This is a genomic window from Floridaenema evergladense BLCC-F167 (assembly GCF_041929205.2).
In the GTDB taxonomy this organism is placed as follows: domain Bacteria; phylum Cyanobacteriota; class Cyanobacteriia; order Cyanobacteriales; family Aerosakkonemataceae; genus Floridanema; species Floridanema evergladense.
In genome coordinates, this window is record NZ_CM171625.1 from 6,001,270 (window position 1) to 6,019,878 (window position 18,609).

Annotated in this window: 17 protein-coding genes and 2 tRNA genes; 12 read left to right on the plus strand and 7 right to left on the minus strand. The window is 40.3% G+C overall.

All coding sequences use genetic code 11. The annotated features are described in order from the left end of the window. The first annotated feature begins 222 nt into the window (after window positions 1–222). Window positions 223–2,133, plus strand: coding sequence for an ATP-binding protein (locus ACE1CA_RS28635; RefSeq protein ID WP_413280486.1), 1,911 nt, complete (start codon window positions 223–225; stop codon window positions 2,131–2,133). Window positions 2,134–2,264: 131 nt separating this feature from the next. Next, window positions 2,265–2,498 (plus strand): hypothetical protein, encoded by a 234-nt coding sequence (locus ACE1CA_RS28640; RefSeq protein WP_413275806.1) that lies wholly within the window; start codon window positions 2,265–2,267, stop codon window positions 2,496–2,498. A gap of 146 nt (window positions 2,499–2,644) precedes the next feature. On the opposite strand, the gene ACE1CA_RS28645 is transcribed toward ACE1CA_RS28640, so the two are convergent. The 3 genes from ACE1CA_RS28645 to glpX form a co-directional block, all read right to left on the minus strand. Then, on the minus strand, window positions 2,645–5,632 hold the full coding sequence (locus tag ACE1CA_RS28645; RefSeq protein ID WP_413275807.1) for a UPF0182 family protein: 2,988 nt from the start codon (window positions 5,630–5,632) through the stop codon (window positions 2,645–2,647). 616 nt (window positions 5,633–6,248) lie between these two features. Then, window positions 6,249–7,544: a glutamyl-tRNA reductase gene (locus ACE1CA_RS28650; RefSeq protein WP_413275808.1), complete on the minus strand. Its 1,296-nt coding sequence runs from the start codon at window positions 7,542–7,544 to the stop codon at window positions 6,249–6,251. A 291-nt stretch (window positions 7,545–7,835) separates the two neighbouring features. Then, the gene (gene glpX / locus ACE1CA_RS28655) at window positions 7,836–8,873 is read right to left on the minus strand and encodes a class II fructose-bisphosphatase (RefSeq protein WP_413275809.1); all 1,038 of its coding nucleotides are present in this window, start codon (window positions 8,871–8,873) and stop codon (window positions 7,836–7,838) included. 339 nt (window positions 8,874–9,212) lie between these two features. Between glpX and ACE1CA_RS28660 the strand changes: the two genes are divergently transcribed. The 10 genes from ACE1CA_RS28660 to ACE1CA_RS28705 all read left to right on the plus strand — a co-directional run bounded on the left by ACE1CA_RS28660 (window position 9,213) and on the right by ACE1CA_RS28705 (window position 15,232). Then, window positions 9,213–9,866: a Uma2 family endonuclease gene (locus ACE1CA_RS28660; protein WP_413275810.1), complete on the plus strand. Its 654-nt coding sequence runs from the start codon at window positions 9,213–9,215 to the stop codon at window positions 9,864–9,866. Window positions 9,867–10,150: 284 nt separating this feature from the next. After that, entirely contained in the window at window positions 10,151–10,573 is a 423-nt protein-coding gene (locus tag ACE1CA_RS28665; RefSeq protein ID WP_413275811.1) for a VOC family protein, read from the plus strand. A gap of 191 nt (window positions 10,574–10,764) precedes the next feature. Beyond that, window positions 10,765–11,079, plus strand: a complete 315-nt coding sequence (grxC, locus tag ACE1CA_RS28670) for a glutaredoxin 3 (protein ID WP_413275812.1) — start codon at window positions 10,765–10,767, stop codon at window positions 11,077–11,079. A gap of 1 nt (window position 11,080) precedes the next feature. Beyond that, window positions 11,081–11,257, plus strand: coding sequence for a BrnT family toxin (locus tag ACE1CA_RS28675; RefSeq protein WP_413275813.1), 177 nt, complete (start codon window positions 11,081–11,083; stop codon window positions 11,255–11,257). Beyond that, window positions 11,244–11,732, plus strand: coding sequence for a tRNA adenosine(34) deaminase TadA (gene tadA, locus ACE1CA_RS28680; RefSeq protein WP_413275814.1), 489 nt, complete (start codon window positions 11,244–11,246; stop codon window positions 11,730–11,732). The genes ACE1CA_RS28675 and tadA overlap by 14 nt, the downstream gene beginning before the upstream one ends. A 221-nt stretch (window positions 11,733–11,953) precedes the next feature. Beyond that, window positions 11,954–12,679: a lysophospholipid acyltransferase family protein gene (locus ACE1CA_RS28685; protein ID WP_413275815.1), complete on the plus strand. Its 726-nt coding sequence runs from the start codon at window positions 11,954–11,956 to the stop codon at window positions 12,677–12,679. A 111-nt stretch (window positions 12,680–12,790) separates the two neighbouring features. Beyond that, window positions 12,791–13,414: a hypothetical protein gene (locus ACE1CA_RS28690; RefSeq protein ID WP_413275816.1), complete on the plus strand. Its 624-nt coding sequence runs from the start codon at window positions 12,791–12,793 to the stop codon at window positions 13,412–13,414. A 54-nt stretch (window positions 13,415–13,468) separates the two neighbouring features. Next, on the plus strand, window positions 13,469–13,705 hold the full coding sequence (locus ACE1CA_RS28695; protein WP_413275817.1) for a BolA family protein: 237 nt from the start codon (window positions 13,469–13,471) through the stop codon (window positions 13,703–13,705). A gap of 158 nt (window positions 13,706–13,863) precedes the next feature. Beyond that, window positions 13,864–14,187: a Grx4 family monothiol glutaredoxin gene (gene grxD / locus ACE1CA_RS28700; protein ID WP_413275818.1), complete on the plus strand. Its 324-nt coding sequence runs from the start codon at window positions 13,864–13,866 to the stop codon at window positions 14,185–14,187. A 283-nt stretch (window positions 14,188–14,470) separates the two neighbouring features. Further along, window positions 14,471–15,232: a DUF4058 family protein gene (locus tag ACE1CA_RS28705; RefSeq protein WP_413275819.1), complete on the plus strand. Its 762-nt coding sequence runs from the start codon at window positions 14,471–14,473 to the stop codon at window positions 15,230–15,232. Here the strand turns inward: ACE1CA_RS28705 and ACE1CA_RS28710 are convergent. The 4 genes from ACE1CA_RS28710 to ACE1CA_RS28725 form a co-directional block, all read right to left on the minus strand. Beyond that, window positions 15,224–15,295, minus strand: a tRNA-Thr gene (locus tag ACE1CA_RS28710). The two genes, ACE1CA_RS28705 and ACE1CA_RS28710, sit on opposite strands and share 9 nt — an antisense overlap. Before the next feature lie 11 nt (window positions 15,296–15,306). Further along, a tRNA-Tyr gene (locus ACE1CA_RS28715) sits at window positions 15,307–15,388 on the minus strand. Between the two features lie 101 nt (window positions 15,389–15,489). After that, on the minus strand, window positions 15,490–16,593 hold the full coding sequence (locus tag ACE1CA_RS28720; protein ID WP_413275820.1) for a hemolysin family protein: 1,104 nt from the start codon (window positions 16,591–16,593) through the stop codon (window positions 15,490–15,492). A gap of 166 nt (window positions 16,594–16,759) precedes the next feature. Beyond that, window positions 16,760–18,583, minus strand: a complete 1,824-nt coding sequence (locus tag ACE1CA_RS28725; protein WP_413275821.1) for an ABC transporter ATP-binding protein — start codon at window positions 18,581–18,583, stop codon at window positions 16,760–16,762. Between the last annotated feature and the right edge of the window lie 26 nt (window positions 18,584–18,609).

Genomic DNA, 18,609 nt, shown 5'->3' on the forward strand with positions numbered 1-18,609 from the left:
CTCAAGGGGTAGCTTTTAACACAAAATTCAGTCGATTTTTCAGGAACAAAAATAGTTTTTTAAGCAAGTTCCAGGTAAAATAGCAACAGCTATGAGAGCAAAAGGTAAATACTAACTATAGATAGAAGCAATTATGCTAAAAATCAATTAACAGTAAGAAAAGATATCGAGTAATTTCAGGATCGATCGCTAAATCCAGCGCTTCTACCAAAGGAGATAATAATGGTAAGAGAAAAAATTAATGATGACCCCAGGATTAATGCTAGAGAAGAAGACGCATTCGACATTTTTAACATTCAGCATTTCGTAGGGCCAAACCCATATTTAAGCACAGCTGCGATCGTTTTTGATTTTGAAGTTACCGGATATCTCGAACCAGCAGCTATGGAAAATTATGTTACAGAAATTAGTAAATTTTGCCCCCAATTAAAAGATAGACAATATGAAACTTACGGGCATTTACTAACTGAAACAATTATGGAAGTGGGGAAACTGCAAATGAATTTACACCCCAAAGAGTGGAGTGTAAATCCATATAAAACTTATCAAAGAATTGCAGTAGAAACTATCCACGCCAGAACTACCAAAGCAGTAATTTACTTTGTTTGGGATTGGCTAGAATCTATTACTCAAGATGAAGATTTTCCCATCCACAAAAAGTTTAAAAGCATACAAGAAATGTTTCGCGCCTCAGTTTATGGAGGGCCTACAGTTTATTCTTTATTCCGTACTGCAACTCAAAAAGGTATTCCCGTATTTTACTTATGGGATGAAGGATTAATGCAGTATGGTTATGGGAAAAAATTAGTGCGTGGTGTGGCGACAACCTTCGATCGCGACAGTCATTTAGACTCAGATTTTACCACTCGTAAAGATGACTGTAAAGATTTTTTATACACCCTTGGTTTTCCAGTTCCTAAAGGTGATATTGTTGGCACTTTAAGCGGCGCTTTAGATGCAGCAGATATCGTTGGTTATCCAGTTGCAGTTAAACCAGTTGTCGGTCATAAAGGAATTGGCGTAACAGCAAATGTGCAGAATGGCGAAGAATTAGAACACGCTTTTTATCGAGCATTAAAAGCCATTCCCGAAACCCAACCTGTGAACATTATTGTAGAAAAAAGCTACAAAGGATCGGATTTTCGTTTACTATGCGTCAATGGTAAATTTGTAGCTGCTACCGAACGTCGTCCCGCTTGGGTAGTTGGTGATGGAAAATCAACTATTTCCGAATTAATTGTTAAGGAAAATGCCAAACATGAAAGATTAGATACTCCAACTTCACCAATGGGAAAAATTCAAGTTGATGAAGCAATGGAGATGTTTTTGGACGAACAAACCTTGACAATGGATAGCGTAATTGAAGCAGATAAAACAGTTTATTTGCGTAAAGTTGCCAATCTTTCTGCTGGAGGAGTCAGCATAGATGCTACTGCTACAGTTCATCCTGATAACATCATTTTGGCGCAAGATATTGCCCAGCATTTCCGATTAGTTTGTATGGGTATTGATGTGATTACAGAAACTCTCTCCGAATCTTGGAAATCAGGGAATTTTGCCATTTTGGAAATTAATGCAGCACCGGGAATTTTCATGCACTTAAATCCCGCTTTTGGAGAAAGTGTTGATGTGCCATCTTTTATTATTGAAACTTTCTTTAAAAATGCAACGGATGCGAGAATTCCGACTATCACTTTTAACCAAATTTCTCTTAAGGAACTGGAAGAAACGATCGATCATATCCTCCTAAAATACCCTCATTGGACGATCGGTGCAGTTTGCCGTCAAGGGGTATTTGTAAACCGTTCCCAAAAAGTAATGCACAAAGATTATAATACTAACGTCCAAAGTTTATTGCGTAATCCCAAACTGGATTTACTGATTGCTGAATATTGCGAAGAAGTCTTAGAACGCGATGGAATGTTTTACCAAGGTAGCAACATTGTGGTTTTAGATAATCCCACTGCAACGGAAAAAACTTTAGTAAAAAACATTTACGAAGATGCAACCATAGTTGAAAAACAAGGTGATAATATTTCGATTCGTCGTGAAGGTTGGATAGAAAATTACCAACTTAGATCGGGGGAACCTTTTACACCAGTTTATCTCAAACAAATTGGGACTATTTTGTAATCACCCTTGCTATTTTTCGGTACGTTGTTGCGCTTCAGCGCTAATTCTGGCGCTGAAGCGCAACAACGTACTTTAGTCCTGGTTCATAAATCATTTAAAATAAGCAAGGAACTATGAACAATAAATAAACAATGCGTTGTGCAATTTCGAGTAGTGCAGGTCAAATTTTAGCCAAAGGTCGTTTGTTAATCCAGAAGGATGAAAATGGCGAACAAAGATTGACTTTTTTGAGCGATCGCGGCAAGTTAATTACCGGAGGAATTATCGGTGAAGATGGGGAAATGAGTGCCGCTAGTGATGAATTATTTCGCGGATTTTTTACCGCTTGGGGAGTGAGTGGTGTGACGATGATCGTCAGTAAGTAAGAAAAAGTTTTGGCGGTTAAAACCGCGACTACACAAACAAAGTCCGCCTACGCGGACTTTCAAATTGGAACCTGCGAAGGCAGGTTTTGTCTGTATAGCCGCGACTTTAGTCGCAAAGGCGAAGTTACTTCTACCTTTCGCTGCAATTATTGAACACTTTCTGAGGGTACAGTTTCCACCGGACGAACAATAGGTGCGGGATTTGATTGTTGAGATTGGAAAATTGCATTGAATGCTTGTTCTAAAGTTTCTGCCATCACAATGCGATTTTCATAAGCAACAATTACCCTTGCTAAAGTTGGCACGCTATTTTGTTCTGCTTCTAAATAAAGTGGTTCTACATAAAGTAGTGACTTTTCGATCGGAATAATTAATAAATTACCTTGAATTGCCTTTGAACCTTGACGATTCCACAGGGAAATTTGTTGCGAAATTACGGGATCTTGGTTAATTAAAGCTTCGATTTGTTCTGGCCCAAAAACTAATTGTTGTTTGGGGAATTGATACAGTAATAAATTACCATATTCTTGACCGTCAGAACGACCTGCTAACCAAGCAATTAAATTTGTCCTGCCTTTAGGTGTAAAAGGAAGTAATAAAATAAATTCTTCCTCTTTGGCAGTAGGCAATTTCATGATTAAATAATAAGGTTCGACTGTTTGTGGTTTCCCACCATAAATTTCTGTAGGAATTTGCCATAAATCTTCTCGATTATAAAAAACTCTAGGATCTGTCATGTGATAGGCGAGTAATCTTTCCGATTGAATCCTGTAAATATCGATCGGATACCGCAGATGACTGCGAAGTGCAGCTGGCATCGCAGACAGAGGTTGAAACATTTTTGGAAAGATGGCAGATAAACTTTTAATAATTGGATCTTTGGGGTCAGCTACATAAAAATCAACATCGCCGTTGTAGGCATCAATGATTACTTTTACCGAGTTTCTAATATAGTTAAATTTATTGTTTCCGGGGTCAGAATAGGGATAGCGATCGCTAGTTGTATAAGCATCTATAATCCAGAACAAATGGTTTCTAATATTCTTTGTTATTTCTGATTCTTGAGGAACATCTGTGACTACTAAATAAGGAGATTTATCATAAGTTAAAAAAGGTGCGATCGCTCGAACTCTTTCAGCAATATCACGACGAAATAACACCTTAGTTTGCTCAGTAATATTCCCCGTTAATAACATTTGCCAATCATTCAAATATTTAGCAAATACCCATTTTCGCCACCAAGCACCAATTTTAATTCCCCCAAAACCATCGTAAGTGTTATAAACGTTGTCGTTTCCACTAGGATAATCAAACTCTTTGATTTTGGTGTTAGTCATTACATAAGTTTCAGAAATTTCCCCATAATAAATTCGCGGATTATTAGTAGGAATACTGTAGCGAATTAGCGGACTTGATGTTTGTAAATTGCCGCTATTTGTTGCTGTACCTATATCTTTGACGAAATAATCTGGTAGTCCTCCTGGTGCAGCTATATTAACTGGACTCATTGTAAATCCATAACCGTGAGTGTAAACTAAATGTTGGTTTACCCAGGTTTTTGCTGCTTCAGGAACGTCATTATAATCTAACTCTCTAGCTGCCAGAATTACTTGTCTTTTTTCGGTTTTTTTAGGTGTTGAAGTTGCTAAGGTATAGCGATCGATATCTGCACTAGGAAATCTATAATAAGGTCGAAATTGTTGTAATTGCCGATTAGTTTCTAAAAGGGGACGGGTATCCCAAAGGCGAATATTCCGAATTGTTTCGTTATTTTTGACTATATCAGCTGCCGTTAATCCGCCTTGAGGATTAAACGTTTTGACATCAACTCTATCTAGTTGAAATGCTTCTCTCGTTAATTTAATGTTATTTTCAATAAAAGCAATTTCCCTGCTTACTTCGTTAGGTTGAACCACTAATTGTTGGACAACTAGCGGCATAATAAATGAAAATACAAACAAGCTAGAAAAAAGTAAAAGAAAAGCGCTAGTCAATGAGAAATGTAAGCTGCGTTTTCCTGGTGATTTTTTTGCTTTTGTGGCTGATTCGGTAAAAAGCGATCGCCAAAATAGTAAAATAGCGATCGTCAATCCCACCAAACTGAGCAAAGTATAAATTGGTAATTGCACCGTAACATCAGTAAAACTCGCGCCATAAACTACGCCTTGAGTTGAATACAATAATTCATAACGTCGCAACCAATAGCTATAAGATATGCACAGCATAACTGCGCCACCGAGTAATAATAAATGCTTTTGCTGCGGTTGATTAAAACCAGCAAACTTTCCTTCACTTAAGCTATTTCCTGATAGTAAATAAATTAAACTGACAGCTATAAGAGCAAATAAAAATAAACCTGAAAACCAAAATTCTAATAATTGCCAAAGTGGTAAATTAAAAACAAAAAAGCCGATATCTCGATGAAATAAAGGGTCTTTACTCCCAAAAGCTTGAGCTTGGAAATATTCTAAAATTTTGATCCATTCACCGGAAAAAACTAGCCCGAAACAGAGACTAATTAGAATTGCGATCGCTTTTAAAACAACTCTAGCTTTAAGAATAATTATTAATAAACCTATAGGTATAAAAATCAACTGCCAACTTGGAGAATTTCTTAAATTCTGCCAAATCGATCTAGGATCGAAATGTGCCGGAATAGTAGTCGATATAGCTGTAATATCTACATTTGGTTGCCAATAGGTGAAAGCAATTTTACTATAATGAAAAACCAGCAATCCTGTCAGTAAACTTAATCCTATTGTGCAAGTTAACAGCCAACCTAAACCAAAACTAAAACTTCGCTGCTCATCTTTAGTTTTATCTTTAGTTAAAAGCAGAGTTTTTCTCGGTTCAGGAAATGACGAACTAGGTGCAGGATAGCGATAGCGTTCCGCAATATTAATATTAAACAGCAAAAAGATTAGTGATAAAGGTGCGATCGTCCATAAACCCAACTGAGTACCTAACCGTACCCAAAAAGCCGATAAATAATTAAGCTCATCAAACCATAAAGCTTCTGCTATTAACCGACATAATAGCTCTACACCTAACAATAAACCCAATAACCATAAAATTATTTGGGCAAATTTAGGTAAAACCCGTTCTGACTCTCGTTTATCAATCTTAGATTGCATTATATTGCAGTCCAATAAATGAAACTTCAGCCTTTTGGATCCCCCTAAATCCCCCTTACAAAGGGGGACTTTGAATCTCGTTCCCACTTTACAAAGGGAGGACTTTGAATCTCGTTCCCACCTTACAAAGGGAGGACTTTGAATCTCGTTCCCACTTTACAAAGGGGGGATTTTGAATCTCGTTCCCACCTTTGTAAGGGGAGGATTTTGAATCTCGTTCCCACTTTATAAAGGGAGGATTTTGAATCTCGTTCCCACTTTACAAAGGGAGGACTTTGAATCTCGTTCCCCCCTTTGTAAGGGGGGTTAGGGGGGATCTAACCGATAATCTTTGTAACTACCAATTTTAATTAAAATTTTCGGCTCTCCAGCACTCATGGTGATAAGTAAAGCTAATTAATTAGCCAAGTGCTTACTCCACAAGGTTTCCCAGTCCCTAGTCCCCAGTCCCCAGTCCCTAAAACCAAGTTTTTCCACCACAAGTGTTGGAGAGCCAAATTTTCTCATCTACCCCTAAAAACTATTTTAGATTTCAGATTTCAGATTTTCCCAACAAAAACCCAAAACCCAAAATCTAAAATTACTTGGTTATTAAACTGCTAACTGAAGTTTTCAATTATACCGCTTCACCAGATTGAGCTTCCGTACTCAAATTAAACAGCAATTGCAAAGATTGCATTGCTCTACGTCTAGCCTCAATATCTTGTTGTGCGCGTAATTGTACCATTGGATCGTGAAGAATCTTATTCACAATTCCCCTAGTCAAAGCTTCAATTACTTCTTGATGTCTTTCCGCAAATTCAGTACCCAAACGAGAGAGTGCTTTTTCTAACTCTTGAGTGCGAATTGTTTCCATTTTATCGCGCAAACAGCTAATAGTAGAAACAGTTTCCAAACTGCGCCACCACATATCAAAAGCGGCAACTTCTTCCTCTAAAAGTGCTTCCGCTTCTTGCGCCATTTGTCTGCGACTTTCCTGATTTTGAGCTACAACAGCCTTCAAATCATCCACATTAAAAGCGTGAACGTGGGAAATTTCATTAACATCAGCAGCAACGTTCCTCGGTACAGAAATATCGAACAACATCAAAGAGCGACTACCATCCAAAACCTGCTCTAACTTAGAGCGATTTAAAATTGGTTCAGTTGCAGAAGTGCTAGTAAAAACGATATCAGCAGAGGCAATTGCTGTCATCATTTCTGATAGCGGATGTAACTTAATTTCTACTTCTTGAAACTGACTAGCTAACTCTTGGGCACGTTGCATAGAGCGATTCACAATGCAAATTTGTGTGGCTCCTTTGCCGATTAAATGTTGTACCAAAAGGCGCGACATTTTCCCAGCACCCACAATTGCTACGCGACTGGTAGTTAAAGCCGAAACTTTGATTTGTGCTAATTCCACAGCAGCGGAACTAATGGAAACAGCGCCAGTACCGATGTTAGTTTCAGTGCGAACTCGCTTACCAGCAGTGATCGCTGCTTTCAGCAATTGATTTAAAATTCGTCCAACACCTTTGTATTGCTGACAAATTTTTTGGGTATTTTTCACCTGAGCGAGGATTTGTCCTTCTCCCAAAACTAAGCTATCTAATCCAGCGGCTACTCGCATTAAGTGCATGACAGCATCTTCATGTAGCAACATGAACAGGTGTCGCCTAAGTTCGCCCATTGGTAATTTGCTGTAGTCTGAGAGAAACTGACGGACTTCAGAAATGCCTTGTTCGGTTTCTGAGAGTACCACGTAAATTTCCAGACGGTTACAAGTGCTGAGAATAGCAACTTCTTCAATATGAGGATAATTTTTCAGTTGCGCGATCGCACTTTCCGTCTGTACATCGGGAATGCTCAGTTTTTCACGAATTTCAACTGGTGCTGTTTTGTGACTAAGCCCTACTACTGCAATATTCATTTGCTAATGGTTAATTGCTAACGGCTAATTGTTAATTTGGTAGTTGGTAATTGGCTGATATTCTTACTATTATCCCTTAATGATTACCAATTACCTATAAATCTTGAAATCAGGCAGTTGGAAAATCAGGCAAAAGCCCAAATATATTACAAGATAAAAGAGAAATAGGTAAAGTTTAGAAAAGAATCTTTACTTTTTTAGCTTTACCTTCACCCTTGTCCCGCTAACACATCAACAAGGAAAGGCAACCAGGGAAAAGAAAAAACTGTTCCCTGTTCCCTTTCTTGATGACTATCTCAATTGCAAACTCTTGGGATTCTCGAACAAGTGAATTGTATCCACGAAGCGAGCGGTCTTCGACTGAGTAGAAATAACCAAGCTTTGAGTTCTTGCGCCACCGTGGAAGAAGCGCACGCCTTCCATTAAAGTTCCCGGAGTGATACCGCAAGCAGCGAACAACACCGTTTCCCCAGAAGCTAATTCATTGGCATTGTAAACTCTGTCAGGATCGGTAATTCCCATTTCCTTCAAACGGGCAATATTGCCTTCCTTGCTTTCCCCAATTAAGCCAGTTTTCACCACTTCAGGATCGTAAATCAGCTGTCCTTGGAAGTGTCCACCCAAACACCGCATAGCAGCCGCAGAAATCACACCTTCCGGTGCTGCACCAATACCCATCAAACAGTGAATATTAGTTCCCGAAAAAGCACAGGAAATGGCAGCAGAAACGTCACCATCGCTGATTAAACGAACTCTGGCACCAGCTTGGCGAATTTCTTGGATTAACTCCTTGTGACGGGGACGATCCATCACCACCACTACCAATTCGTCAACTTTCCGATCCATGCACTCGGAAAGGATCTTGAGGTTTTCGGTCGCTGACTTGTTAATATCTACATGACCAGCCGCTACCGCAGGTGCAGCGAGTTTCTTCATGTAGAAGTCAGGCGCAGCAAATAAACCGCCTTTTTCCGAAATTGCGAGTACTGCCATTGAGCCTGGTTGCCCATAAGCTACTAGGTTAGTACCTTCGCAAGGGTCAACAGCGATGTCAATTTCTACTAATTCATCAGGGTTACAAAAATCTTTGGCATCTTCACGGGTGCAAATACCCACTTCCTCACCAATGTAAAGCATAGGGGCTTCATCACGTTCCCCTTCTCCGATGACAATGCGACCCCGCATGTGTATCTTATTCATTCTTTCCCGCATAGCTTCCACAGCTACTTGGTCAGCGGTGTTTTTTTCTCCTTTACCCATCCAGTGAGAAGAAGCGATCGCTGCTTGTTCAACAACTTCAATAATCTCCAATCCGAGCGTACTTTCCAACACGGGGTCTGTCCTCCCAAGGCAAATTTTAGGCAATATTTCGTCTGGCTCTAACAGTTTTCAAGTCTATCAGAGCGTGGATACCTCTGCTGAACCGTCTTTGTAATACCTGTGTAAAGTTTTGCTGCTAATGCCTGACCTTGGGGACTGGGGATTGGGGATTGGGGACTGGGGACTGGGTAGTGGCTTCTGATTCTAAAAGGTAATGCCAATATTTTGTTACTTTTTAATAACTTGTTTAGGTGATAGTTATGAAGACTAAAGTAGACTCTCTGCGATCGGCAATTAAAAATTAATACTGTTATCTTTGTTTTTAGTAAGGCTTTTGGTCAGTATCCCATGACAGCACCAATTCAACCTCTGAGTCAGCCAGAGATTTTCTATCCCGAAAGCGATGGTCAGCCAATGGCAGATAATACTAAACAATTCCGCTATATCGTGACAATTCAAGGTGGACTAGACTCGCTATTTAAAGATAATCCCGCTGTTTTTGTTGCTGGTGATTTACTTTGGTATCCCGTCGAAGGAGATAATACAATTAGGCAAGCACCGGATGTCATGGTGGTGTTTGGTAGACCGAAAGGCGATCGAGGTTCCTACCAACAATGGCGGGAAAATAATATTGCTCCTCAAGTAGTTTTTGAAGTGCTTTCCCCCGGTAATCGTTTCGGAAAAATGCTGAAAAAATTTCGGTTTTACGAACGTTACGGTGTGGAAGAATACTATGTTTATGACCCTGAAAACGGCAATTTAGAGGGATGGTTACGATCGGGTACAGAATTAAGTGAAATTGACTCAATGGAAGGTTGGGTAAGTCCTCGTTTAGGAATTAGGTTTGCCGTAGTAGAAAATGAATTGCAACTTTATCGACCTGATGGGCAAAAGTTTGCTAGTTATGTGGAGATCGATCGACAACGAGAATTAGCAGAACAAAGAGCAGAAAGATTAGCAGAAAGATTGCGAAGTCTGGGGATAAATCCTGATGATGTTTGAGGGAAATTTTTAATATTAAGAGGATGTTTTAAAGGTCGTAATTATTGTCGCCCCAGCGACTAAAGTCGCGGGCTATACAGACAAAACCTGCCTCCGCAGGTTCCAATTCCCAAAAGTCCGCGTAGGCGGACTTTGTTTGTGTAGTCGCGGTTAAAACCGCCACATTTTTAATAAGTAAAGTAAGTTGATTGCTTTACTTTGTTTGGGTAATGAGTACAATATTTTACCACTTCCTAAATATGATCTAATCTAAATTAAAGACAATCGATCGCAAGGAACACAACATGGTTGATATTGGACTCACCCACATTGCCCTTCCTGTCTCAAATATGGAAAAAAGTATTGAATTTTACTCAACTTATGCTCAAATGCACGTAGTTCACAGTCGCATTGATGCAAATACAGGAGTAGCAGTCACTTGGCTGAGTGACAATACTCGACCATTTGCGATCGTACTAATTCAAACCAAATCCGTGCAGCCAATTCTCTCTCCATTTGCCCATCTGGGAGTAGGCTGTAAAAGTCGGGAAGCAATGGATGTGCTTTGTGACAAGGCTCGTCAGGAAGGCATACTAGTTGAAGAACCCAAAGACTCAGGTTATCCTGTCGGATATTGGGCTTTCTTGCGAGATCCAGATGGTCATACCCTAGAACTATCATACGGGCAAGAAATAGGTCTGACAGTGGAAAAAGCAGCGAATGTCTAGTACAAACTGATAGTTTTTTCCTGATAATATTTTCCATAAAATTTGCTTTAATAATTCAGCGATAATGTAATGCGATCGCTAAATTTCATAGATACCTTATCTCCCACCATAAATCTAAATCCACATCTGAGTTCATCTGTGGATATCTGTGTTAAAAAATAATCACTCCCTCTAATTTCAGGAAAACCAAAATGTTAGACTTTCTCAACCCAATTTTAGGACGACACCCAGAACGCATCAAAGCCAACGTAGAAATTTACACCTGGCAAACTTGCCCTTATTGCATTCGTGCCAAAATGTTGCTCTGGTGGAAAGGCGTAAATTACACGGAATATAAAATTGACGGAAATGAAGAAGCAAGAAACAAAATGGCAGAACGCGCCAACGGACGCAGAACAGTTCCCCAAATATTTATTAACAATCAACATATCGGCGGATGTGACGACATTTACAAATTAGATACCGAAGCTAAACTAGACCCATTATTAACTCAAGCCAGCGTTTAAAATGGAGCTAGAGTTTGAGTGGGACGAGGACAAAGCGAATGCCAATTTTAAGAAGCATGGTGTTCGCTTTGAGAAAGCTAAAAGCGTATTCAATGACCAACAACTGAGGAACATTTCGATCCTTCATATCAAAACGATCGCATTTCCAGCCAATAAAATAGCAGATGAACCGCAGTAAAAATCTTAATTGCTTAACCTACGAAACACACCAAAAATGGATGAGTCGCGCCATTGAACTCGCCCAAACTGCGGGAGAAGCGGGAGAAGTGCCCGTAGGTGCAGTAATTATTGACCCAAATGGTAACTTATTAGCAGAGGCAGAAAACCGCAAGGAACGAGACAAAGACCCCACCGCCCACGCCGAAATTCTCGCCCTAAGAACAGCCGGAAAAGCTCTGCAAGATTGGCACTTGAACCAATGTACTCTCTACGTTACTCTGGAACCATGTCCGATGTGTGCAGGTGCGATCGTCCAAGCTAGACTGGGACTACTAGTTTATGGCGCAGACGACCCCAAAACAGGCGCAGTGCGTACAGTAGCGAACATTCCCGATAGTCCCTGCTCTAATCATCGCTTATCTGTCATAGCCGGAATTTTAGAATCTACCTGTCGTCAGCAGCTACAATCCTGGTTTAAGCAGAAAAGGCTGTAACCAATGCAAGAAAGCAGAATTGAAAAAGGATTATACAAAGCTTTTTCACTTATTTCGCACCCAGAGAGTTGATTTACCTGTAAAGTTAATCTAAAATCCAAAAGATAAAATATAAAATCGAATGACAGCAATTTAACTGTCCTTATCTGCAACACAATTTAGCCAGAAAACTTTACGGTGAAACTTAAGATGATTAAATATATTTACTAGCCATCTTTTGTATGATGACTCAAGTTGATTCCTCCTCACGTTCCTTGGCAACCCTAAAATCGACCAATCTTAATTCTAGCGTTTCTCCTTGGGTATCTTCTCTGGCTTACCCCATCGGACGATACATCATTCTGCCAATTTATTTTGGGCAAATTTCTATAACAGGTCGGGAAAATATACCTAAAGAAGGACCCGTAATTTTTGCTCCTACCCATCGTTCTCGTTGGGACCCATTTACGCTAGGCTACGCCGCAGGACGAGATATTACAGGTCGAGATCTGCATTTTATGGTTTCTGCCAATGAAATGTTAGGAATTCAAGGCTGGTTCATTCGTTGTATGGGAGGATTTCCCGTAGATACAGACCATCCGGGAATTAGCAGCATCCGTCACGGCATAGAGTTGTTACAAAATCAACAAGTTTTGGTGATGTTTCCCGAAGGGAACATTTTCCGGGAAAATTACATTCAGCCACTCAAGCCTGGTTTTGCTAGGATTGCGTTGCAAGCAGAAGCTAGTCAATGTAATTTGGGAATTAGAGTAGTTCCGATCGCCATCAAGTATAGTCAAGAAGTACCCCATCGTGGTTGCAACGTTACCATTAACATCGGTTCTCCCCTCAAAGTAGCCGATTATCGTGGCAATAGCGTCAAACACAGCGCCCAGCGTTTAACAGAAGATTTGCAAACTTCCCTAAAAAGGCTTTATGAATGTCCTCTGAATCAAAGCCTGAGTTAGATATAAGTATTTTCGATCGAAATCGTTCATCTTGTTACACTCAAATGGCAACTTTATTCAGCCTAGTAATGTTAATATACTCCGAAGTTAATATCCATAAAATTTGAGTTCATGGTGTTTTCTGTAAATGTTCGCTTATCTCACCTTAGTGGTGTAGCTTCTCTAGCACTTATTACAGCTTTTAGTCTATCTGTATCAGTAAGTGCTCAAACTGAACCACCCACTACTCCCGCATCTCCTACACAACCTCAGCTTTTGGAAGGGACAGATGCTAACCAATTACGTCCTCTGAATCAAGATAACACTTTGTTGAGTTTGTCAGGAGGACAGCGATTAATGGCTGAGGCTAGTAGTGCAGTTTCTGCCCAAAATTATGCCTTAGCAGTGAAAAAACTCCAAGAAGCTCGTCAGGTTTTTAACCAGCTATCTAATTTTTATCAAGAACTGGCTGCTAGTTTTTCTGGAATTGACAACCGCATCGCGGATAGCCAACGAAAAAGGGCGGTAGATACTGCCCAAATGCGCGATGAGGCTACCTATCAACTAGCATTAGTACATCGGGCACAAAATAAGCCGGAATTAGCTGTACCCTTGTTAGTACAAATTATTCGATCGCAAAATCCCACAAGAGATTTAGGCAAAAAGGCTTATCAGCAACTATTTGAACTGGGTTTTGTGGATTCTCCTTATCCTAGAAGTGGTAGCGATCGTCAGCCTACTTCATCAACCCGATAATTTAATCTACACTAAAAACAAACTGTCAAATCTTTGTTATGTGAGAGGAACCGTATGATTAGCCCAGAAGAGGTTAAAGAGATGATTGAGGCAGAATTGCCGGATGCCCAAGTGGAAGTACAAGACTTGACTGGTACTAGAGATCACTATGAAGTTAGTGTCGTTTCTTCCTCGTTCGCAGGTAAAGGGCTAGTTCAACAGCATCAAATGGTTTACGGTGCCTTAAAACAGGCTATGTCTACCGAGGCTATACACGCCCTAGCACTGAAAACTTCTGCCCCGAAATCTTAAAACTTTAGCTTGGTTTGCTTGACCAAGCTGAATGTTGTCGATACACTAACAACGTTAGGGTAAAATTCACTATCCTATAGGATATAACCTAACGCAAATAGTAACATTGCAATTAAGCGATCGCAGAAAGCGTCAGGTGCGCGAACTTACTAAAAACTATGACACCAGAAATCAAAGAACGGATTGATAATTTAGTCCAAGAAAATAAGATATTAGTATTCATGAAGGGCAACAGATTCATGCCCCAATGTGGTTTCTCTAACAATGTGGTGCAAATTCTCAACACACTGGGAGTACCATACGAAACTGTAGATGTGTTAGCAGATAATGAAATTCGCCAAGGAATTAAAGACTATTCCAACTGGCCTACTATTCCCCAAGTGTACATTAATGGTGAATTTGTTGGTGGCTCGGATATTCTAATTGAGCTTTACCAAAAAGGCGAATTGCAACAAAAGGTAGAAGTTGCCCTCGCATCTTAATTCTGTTCTTAATCAACTCAGATTTTTTTAACTAACTGGGTTTTAATCTATAAAAACGTCTACAGCCATTTGCTAAAACTTTTGCGTTGTAGGCGTTTTTATGTTTACAACAATATTACAGGCTGTTAAAAAAATACTGATTTATTTTACTTTAAACTTGCTGGTAAATCTTTATTCCTGCTGATAGAGCCAATTTCAAATGGGCTTGGCGATCGTCATAGCAGTTAATCTCCTTTTAGCACTGCTCTTACAATAGACTTCACAAGGGCAAGAGGTGTGGTTTATGTCGCCCCAATTTCCGGGAATGAATCCCTATCTAGAAAACCCTGAATTGTGGTCAGAGGTTCATTTCGGGCTGATTTCAGTGCTGGCGCGATCGCTAAATGCAGTGATTACACCTAAATATCGGGCAGCAGTTGAAAAACGAGTTTATTCAGACACGCTGCTGGTTGGTATTCCCGATGTTGCTGTATTTCAGCGAAGCTCTAAGATGACTAAACCTCAACAAAGCGTAGTCACTTTGAGCGAAGCATTGGTCGTCACAGTACCGATTGTAGAAGAAACCCAAGAGCGGTTTTTGGAAATTCGAGAAGTGGGAACAGGAACAGTGGTAACGGTGGTAGAAGTACTCTCACCTAAGAACAAGCGGGCAGGGGAAGGCAAAGTGAAGTACAATGCCAAACGCCAAGCTGTGTTGAATAGCACGGCTCATTTGGTGGAAATCGATTTGCTGCGAACTGGCGAACCAATGCTGATGGCAGGAGGAATAGCATCAGATTACCGGATTTTGGTTAGCCGTGCAAATTGTCGCCCTGCCGCAGGTCTGTATCCCTTTAATTTGCGAGAATCGTTACCGTGCTTTTTGTTACCTTTATGTCCTGGAGATCGAGAACCTGTGATTGATTTGCAAACTGTATTGAAACAAACTTACGAAGAAGCAGCGTTGGATCTAGCGATCGACTACACTCAGCCTCCGATACCACCTGTTAGTGAGGATGATTTTGCCTGGATTCAAAGCTTGAACTTAGTTAAAGAAAGCCCGTGACGAGGATTGAACTCGTGACCTCACCCTTACCAAGGGTGTGCTCTACCACTGAGCTACACGGGCATCATGGAAGGTGGGCCGAGCTAGATTCGAACTAGCGTAGGCATAGCCAGCGGATTTACAGTCCGCCCCCATTAACCACTCGGGCATCGACCCTTTTTGTCCACGATTATTTATATTATCACTCTAATTTTTAGTTGGCAAGTAGGTTGCTCAAAAATTTTTTGTATTGATTCCCTGACAAAGAAGAGTTCAGTTTAATGGCGGGACAGCTTATTTTTACCGATACTGACTCTGGGGGGAATGTCACTCTCATCATAAATTTCTCCTACTAACTCTTCGAGGATATCTTCTAATGTGATTAAACCCACAGTTCCCCCGTATTCATCAACTACGATCGCCAAATGCAACCGAGTCTGTAGCATCTCCTTAAGTAAACTGGGTACTCGCTTGGTTTCTGGAACATAGAAAGGAGAGTCCATTGCTTCTCTCACCAGTACTTTAGAGCGATCGTCTTTTTGACAACTGTTGAGATGTTGCAAGGCACGTTTTAGGTGAACTACGCCGACAATTTCATCTTTAGAATCTTCCTGTACGGGAATGCGGGAAAAACCTGTTTCTAAACATAGATTCACCAAATCTTCTAAACTTGCTTCGTGGGAGATAGTTCGCATCTCAATTCTCGGTTTAACTACATCACGGGCAATCAGATTGTCTAAAGTTAAAGCTTTAGTTAATAGCTGATGCTTATCTAAATCTAAGTAACCTTTACCGCCCAAAACTTCGATCATCAGCTGAAGATCCCTTAAAGATTCTCCTTCGGGAACGCTACCTCTCTCAAATAAGCGAATTACACTTTGGGCGATATTTTGAAATAGATAAATTACAGGAGATAAGGGAATGGAAAGCCAGTAAACTGGACGTACTGATAACCTAAAAATCGGCATAACATGAGTAATTGCCAAGGATTTAGGCGTTACTTCCCCAAAAATTAGCACTAAAAAGGTAACAACCGCTGTGGCGACTCCTATCCCTGCATTACCTAACCAAAGAGCAAATAGGTTACTTGTCAGAATAGCGGAAAAATTATTTACCAAGTTATTACCAATTAAAAGAGTGGTAATAAACTTGGCACGGTTTTCTAGTACCAAGGTAAAAATCTTTCGTGGATCTCCTTGTTCCTTAATTAAGGCTCGGAGTTTAAAATTGTCTAGTCCGGTAATTGCGGTTTCTGAACCAGAGAAAAAGGCTGATAATAACAGCATGATTACCAAAGCTGAGACATCAAGCCAAATATTGCCCAAGAGGGGGCCGCTTTCTGTGGTAGTTAGTAAGTAAGACTGATTTGATAAGAAAATCACTGGTTGCTAAGAGAGAAAAAAGGCATTTACTCCATCCTAGAAACAAATTTTTTCTTGTCTTTTCCCAACCTTATTTTTTTAGGGGGGAATTAGCAGGATGGAGGAAAGGATAAAAGGCAAAAGAAAAGCTTTGCTTTCTTTCACCTTTTATTTTTACCTTTTTAACCTAAATTAGCTCGCCTGTTTCTTGCAATGAGTGGAGACGATGATAAATTCCTTCTCGGTGCAATAGTTCGCTGTGTGTACCAACTTCGACTATTTGACCTTGGTCTAAGACGACGATTTTATCTGCTTCCCGAACGGTGCTGAGTCGGTGGGCAATAATTATGGTGGTACGGGTGCCTAAGATGCTTCGCATTGCTAGCTGGATCGATCGCTCGGATTCATAATCTAAACTAGAGGTTGCTTCATCAAAGATTAGCACGTCGGGATTGACTAACAGCGCTCTGGCAATTCCTAAACGTTGTCGCTGTCCGCCAGAAAGCCTTACTCCTCTCTCCCCAACGACTGTATTGTAACCTTGGGGCATTTCCTGAATAATTTCGGTGACTCTGGCGATGTGACAAGCTTCCTCTACTTCGGCAAATGTGGCGTTAGGATTGCCATATTTTAGGTTATCGAGGATGGTGCCATTGAAGATATCTACTTCTTGGTGGACGATCGCTAATCTGCGTCGGTAAGCTGTAACATCAAGGTTACGAATCTCTTCGCCGTCGATTAAAATTCGCCCTTGGGTTGGTTCAAAATACCGAAGCAGTAACTTGACTAAAGTAGATTTTCCTGAACCAGAACGCCCGACTAAAGCTACAGTTTGATATGGTTCAACGAGCAGGTTAATATTTTGCAGGACTAAGCGATCGCTACTATAGCCAAAACTAACTTTGCTCAACTCAATTTTGCCTGTAAACTGATAGCTCCTACTAGGAAACAAGGTATTTTCTGATAAAATTAAACCATTGGCATCTTTCCCAGATGATTCCTGAATAAATTCATGAAATCGCAGCATAGAAGCATAGCGACGAGCAAATACTTCTGCTAAATTACTAATCGGTTCTAACTCGGAATAAGCCATGCTAGAAACAGTTAAAGTTGTGACAAAATGTCCCAAGGAAATTTGTCCATCAACTGTAGCAGCTAGGGTTAAACCTAACACCGTGAATACAAAGAATTGAATCACAGTTTTTTGCCAAGTGCTTAAAATGATGTAACTTTTGTGGATTCGGTAATCCACTACTTTCAATTCTCGTTTCAGGCGCTGATTTTGTCGTTTGAATTCTGTCGCTTCGGTGGCAAAAGCTTTGACTGTTTTGATGTTGGTGATAATTTCTGAAGTACGACTTTCAGTGTTTTCCATATACTTATCAAGCCGTTCTTCTTTTTTCATGATCTCTTGCAAGTTTTTAATGCTAAAGCCAAGAATTAGCAGAAACGACAACAAAAACAGAATAGCAATTCGCCACTCAATGAAACAAATAATTACAAAAATTCCCAAAACTCTAATCAGTTTGGGAATTAATTGTCCGGCAATTTCTGGATAAGTCCAGGTATGATTAGAAATGCCTCTGGCGATTCTTCCGGCAATTCGACCAGGGTTGTTTTCGTCATAAAATTCTAATGGTAAGGTGAGGATTTTTTCTAAGGCTTTTCGGAAATAGTCCCGCCGAGAACGTAGGGCAATATCCCAGTGAAACCAAGAACTAATCCAAGGTTGAATAGGTGCTCTAACTACAGTTACCAAAAAGATGATTGCTAGGAGCACACTTAGGGATAAAATCTGATTTACGGGTATCCCGATAAGTGTGGCTACTCCTGCGATCGCCCTTTGCAATGGGCTATCTAAACTTTGTCCAGATAGCACGTTTAAAATTTGCCCAATGGTATAAGGAACCACTAGGTCAATCAGTTCAAACACACTCGTAGCTGTAATGCTCAAAAGTGCGATTTTCCGATAAGGACGATAATATCCGACGACATCCGCAAATTTTGCCATGTCTTGGCTTAGGAACAACAACGACA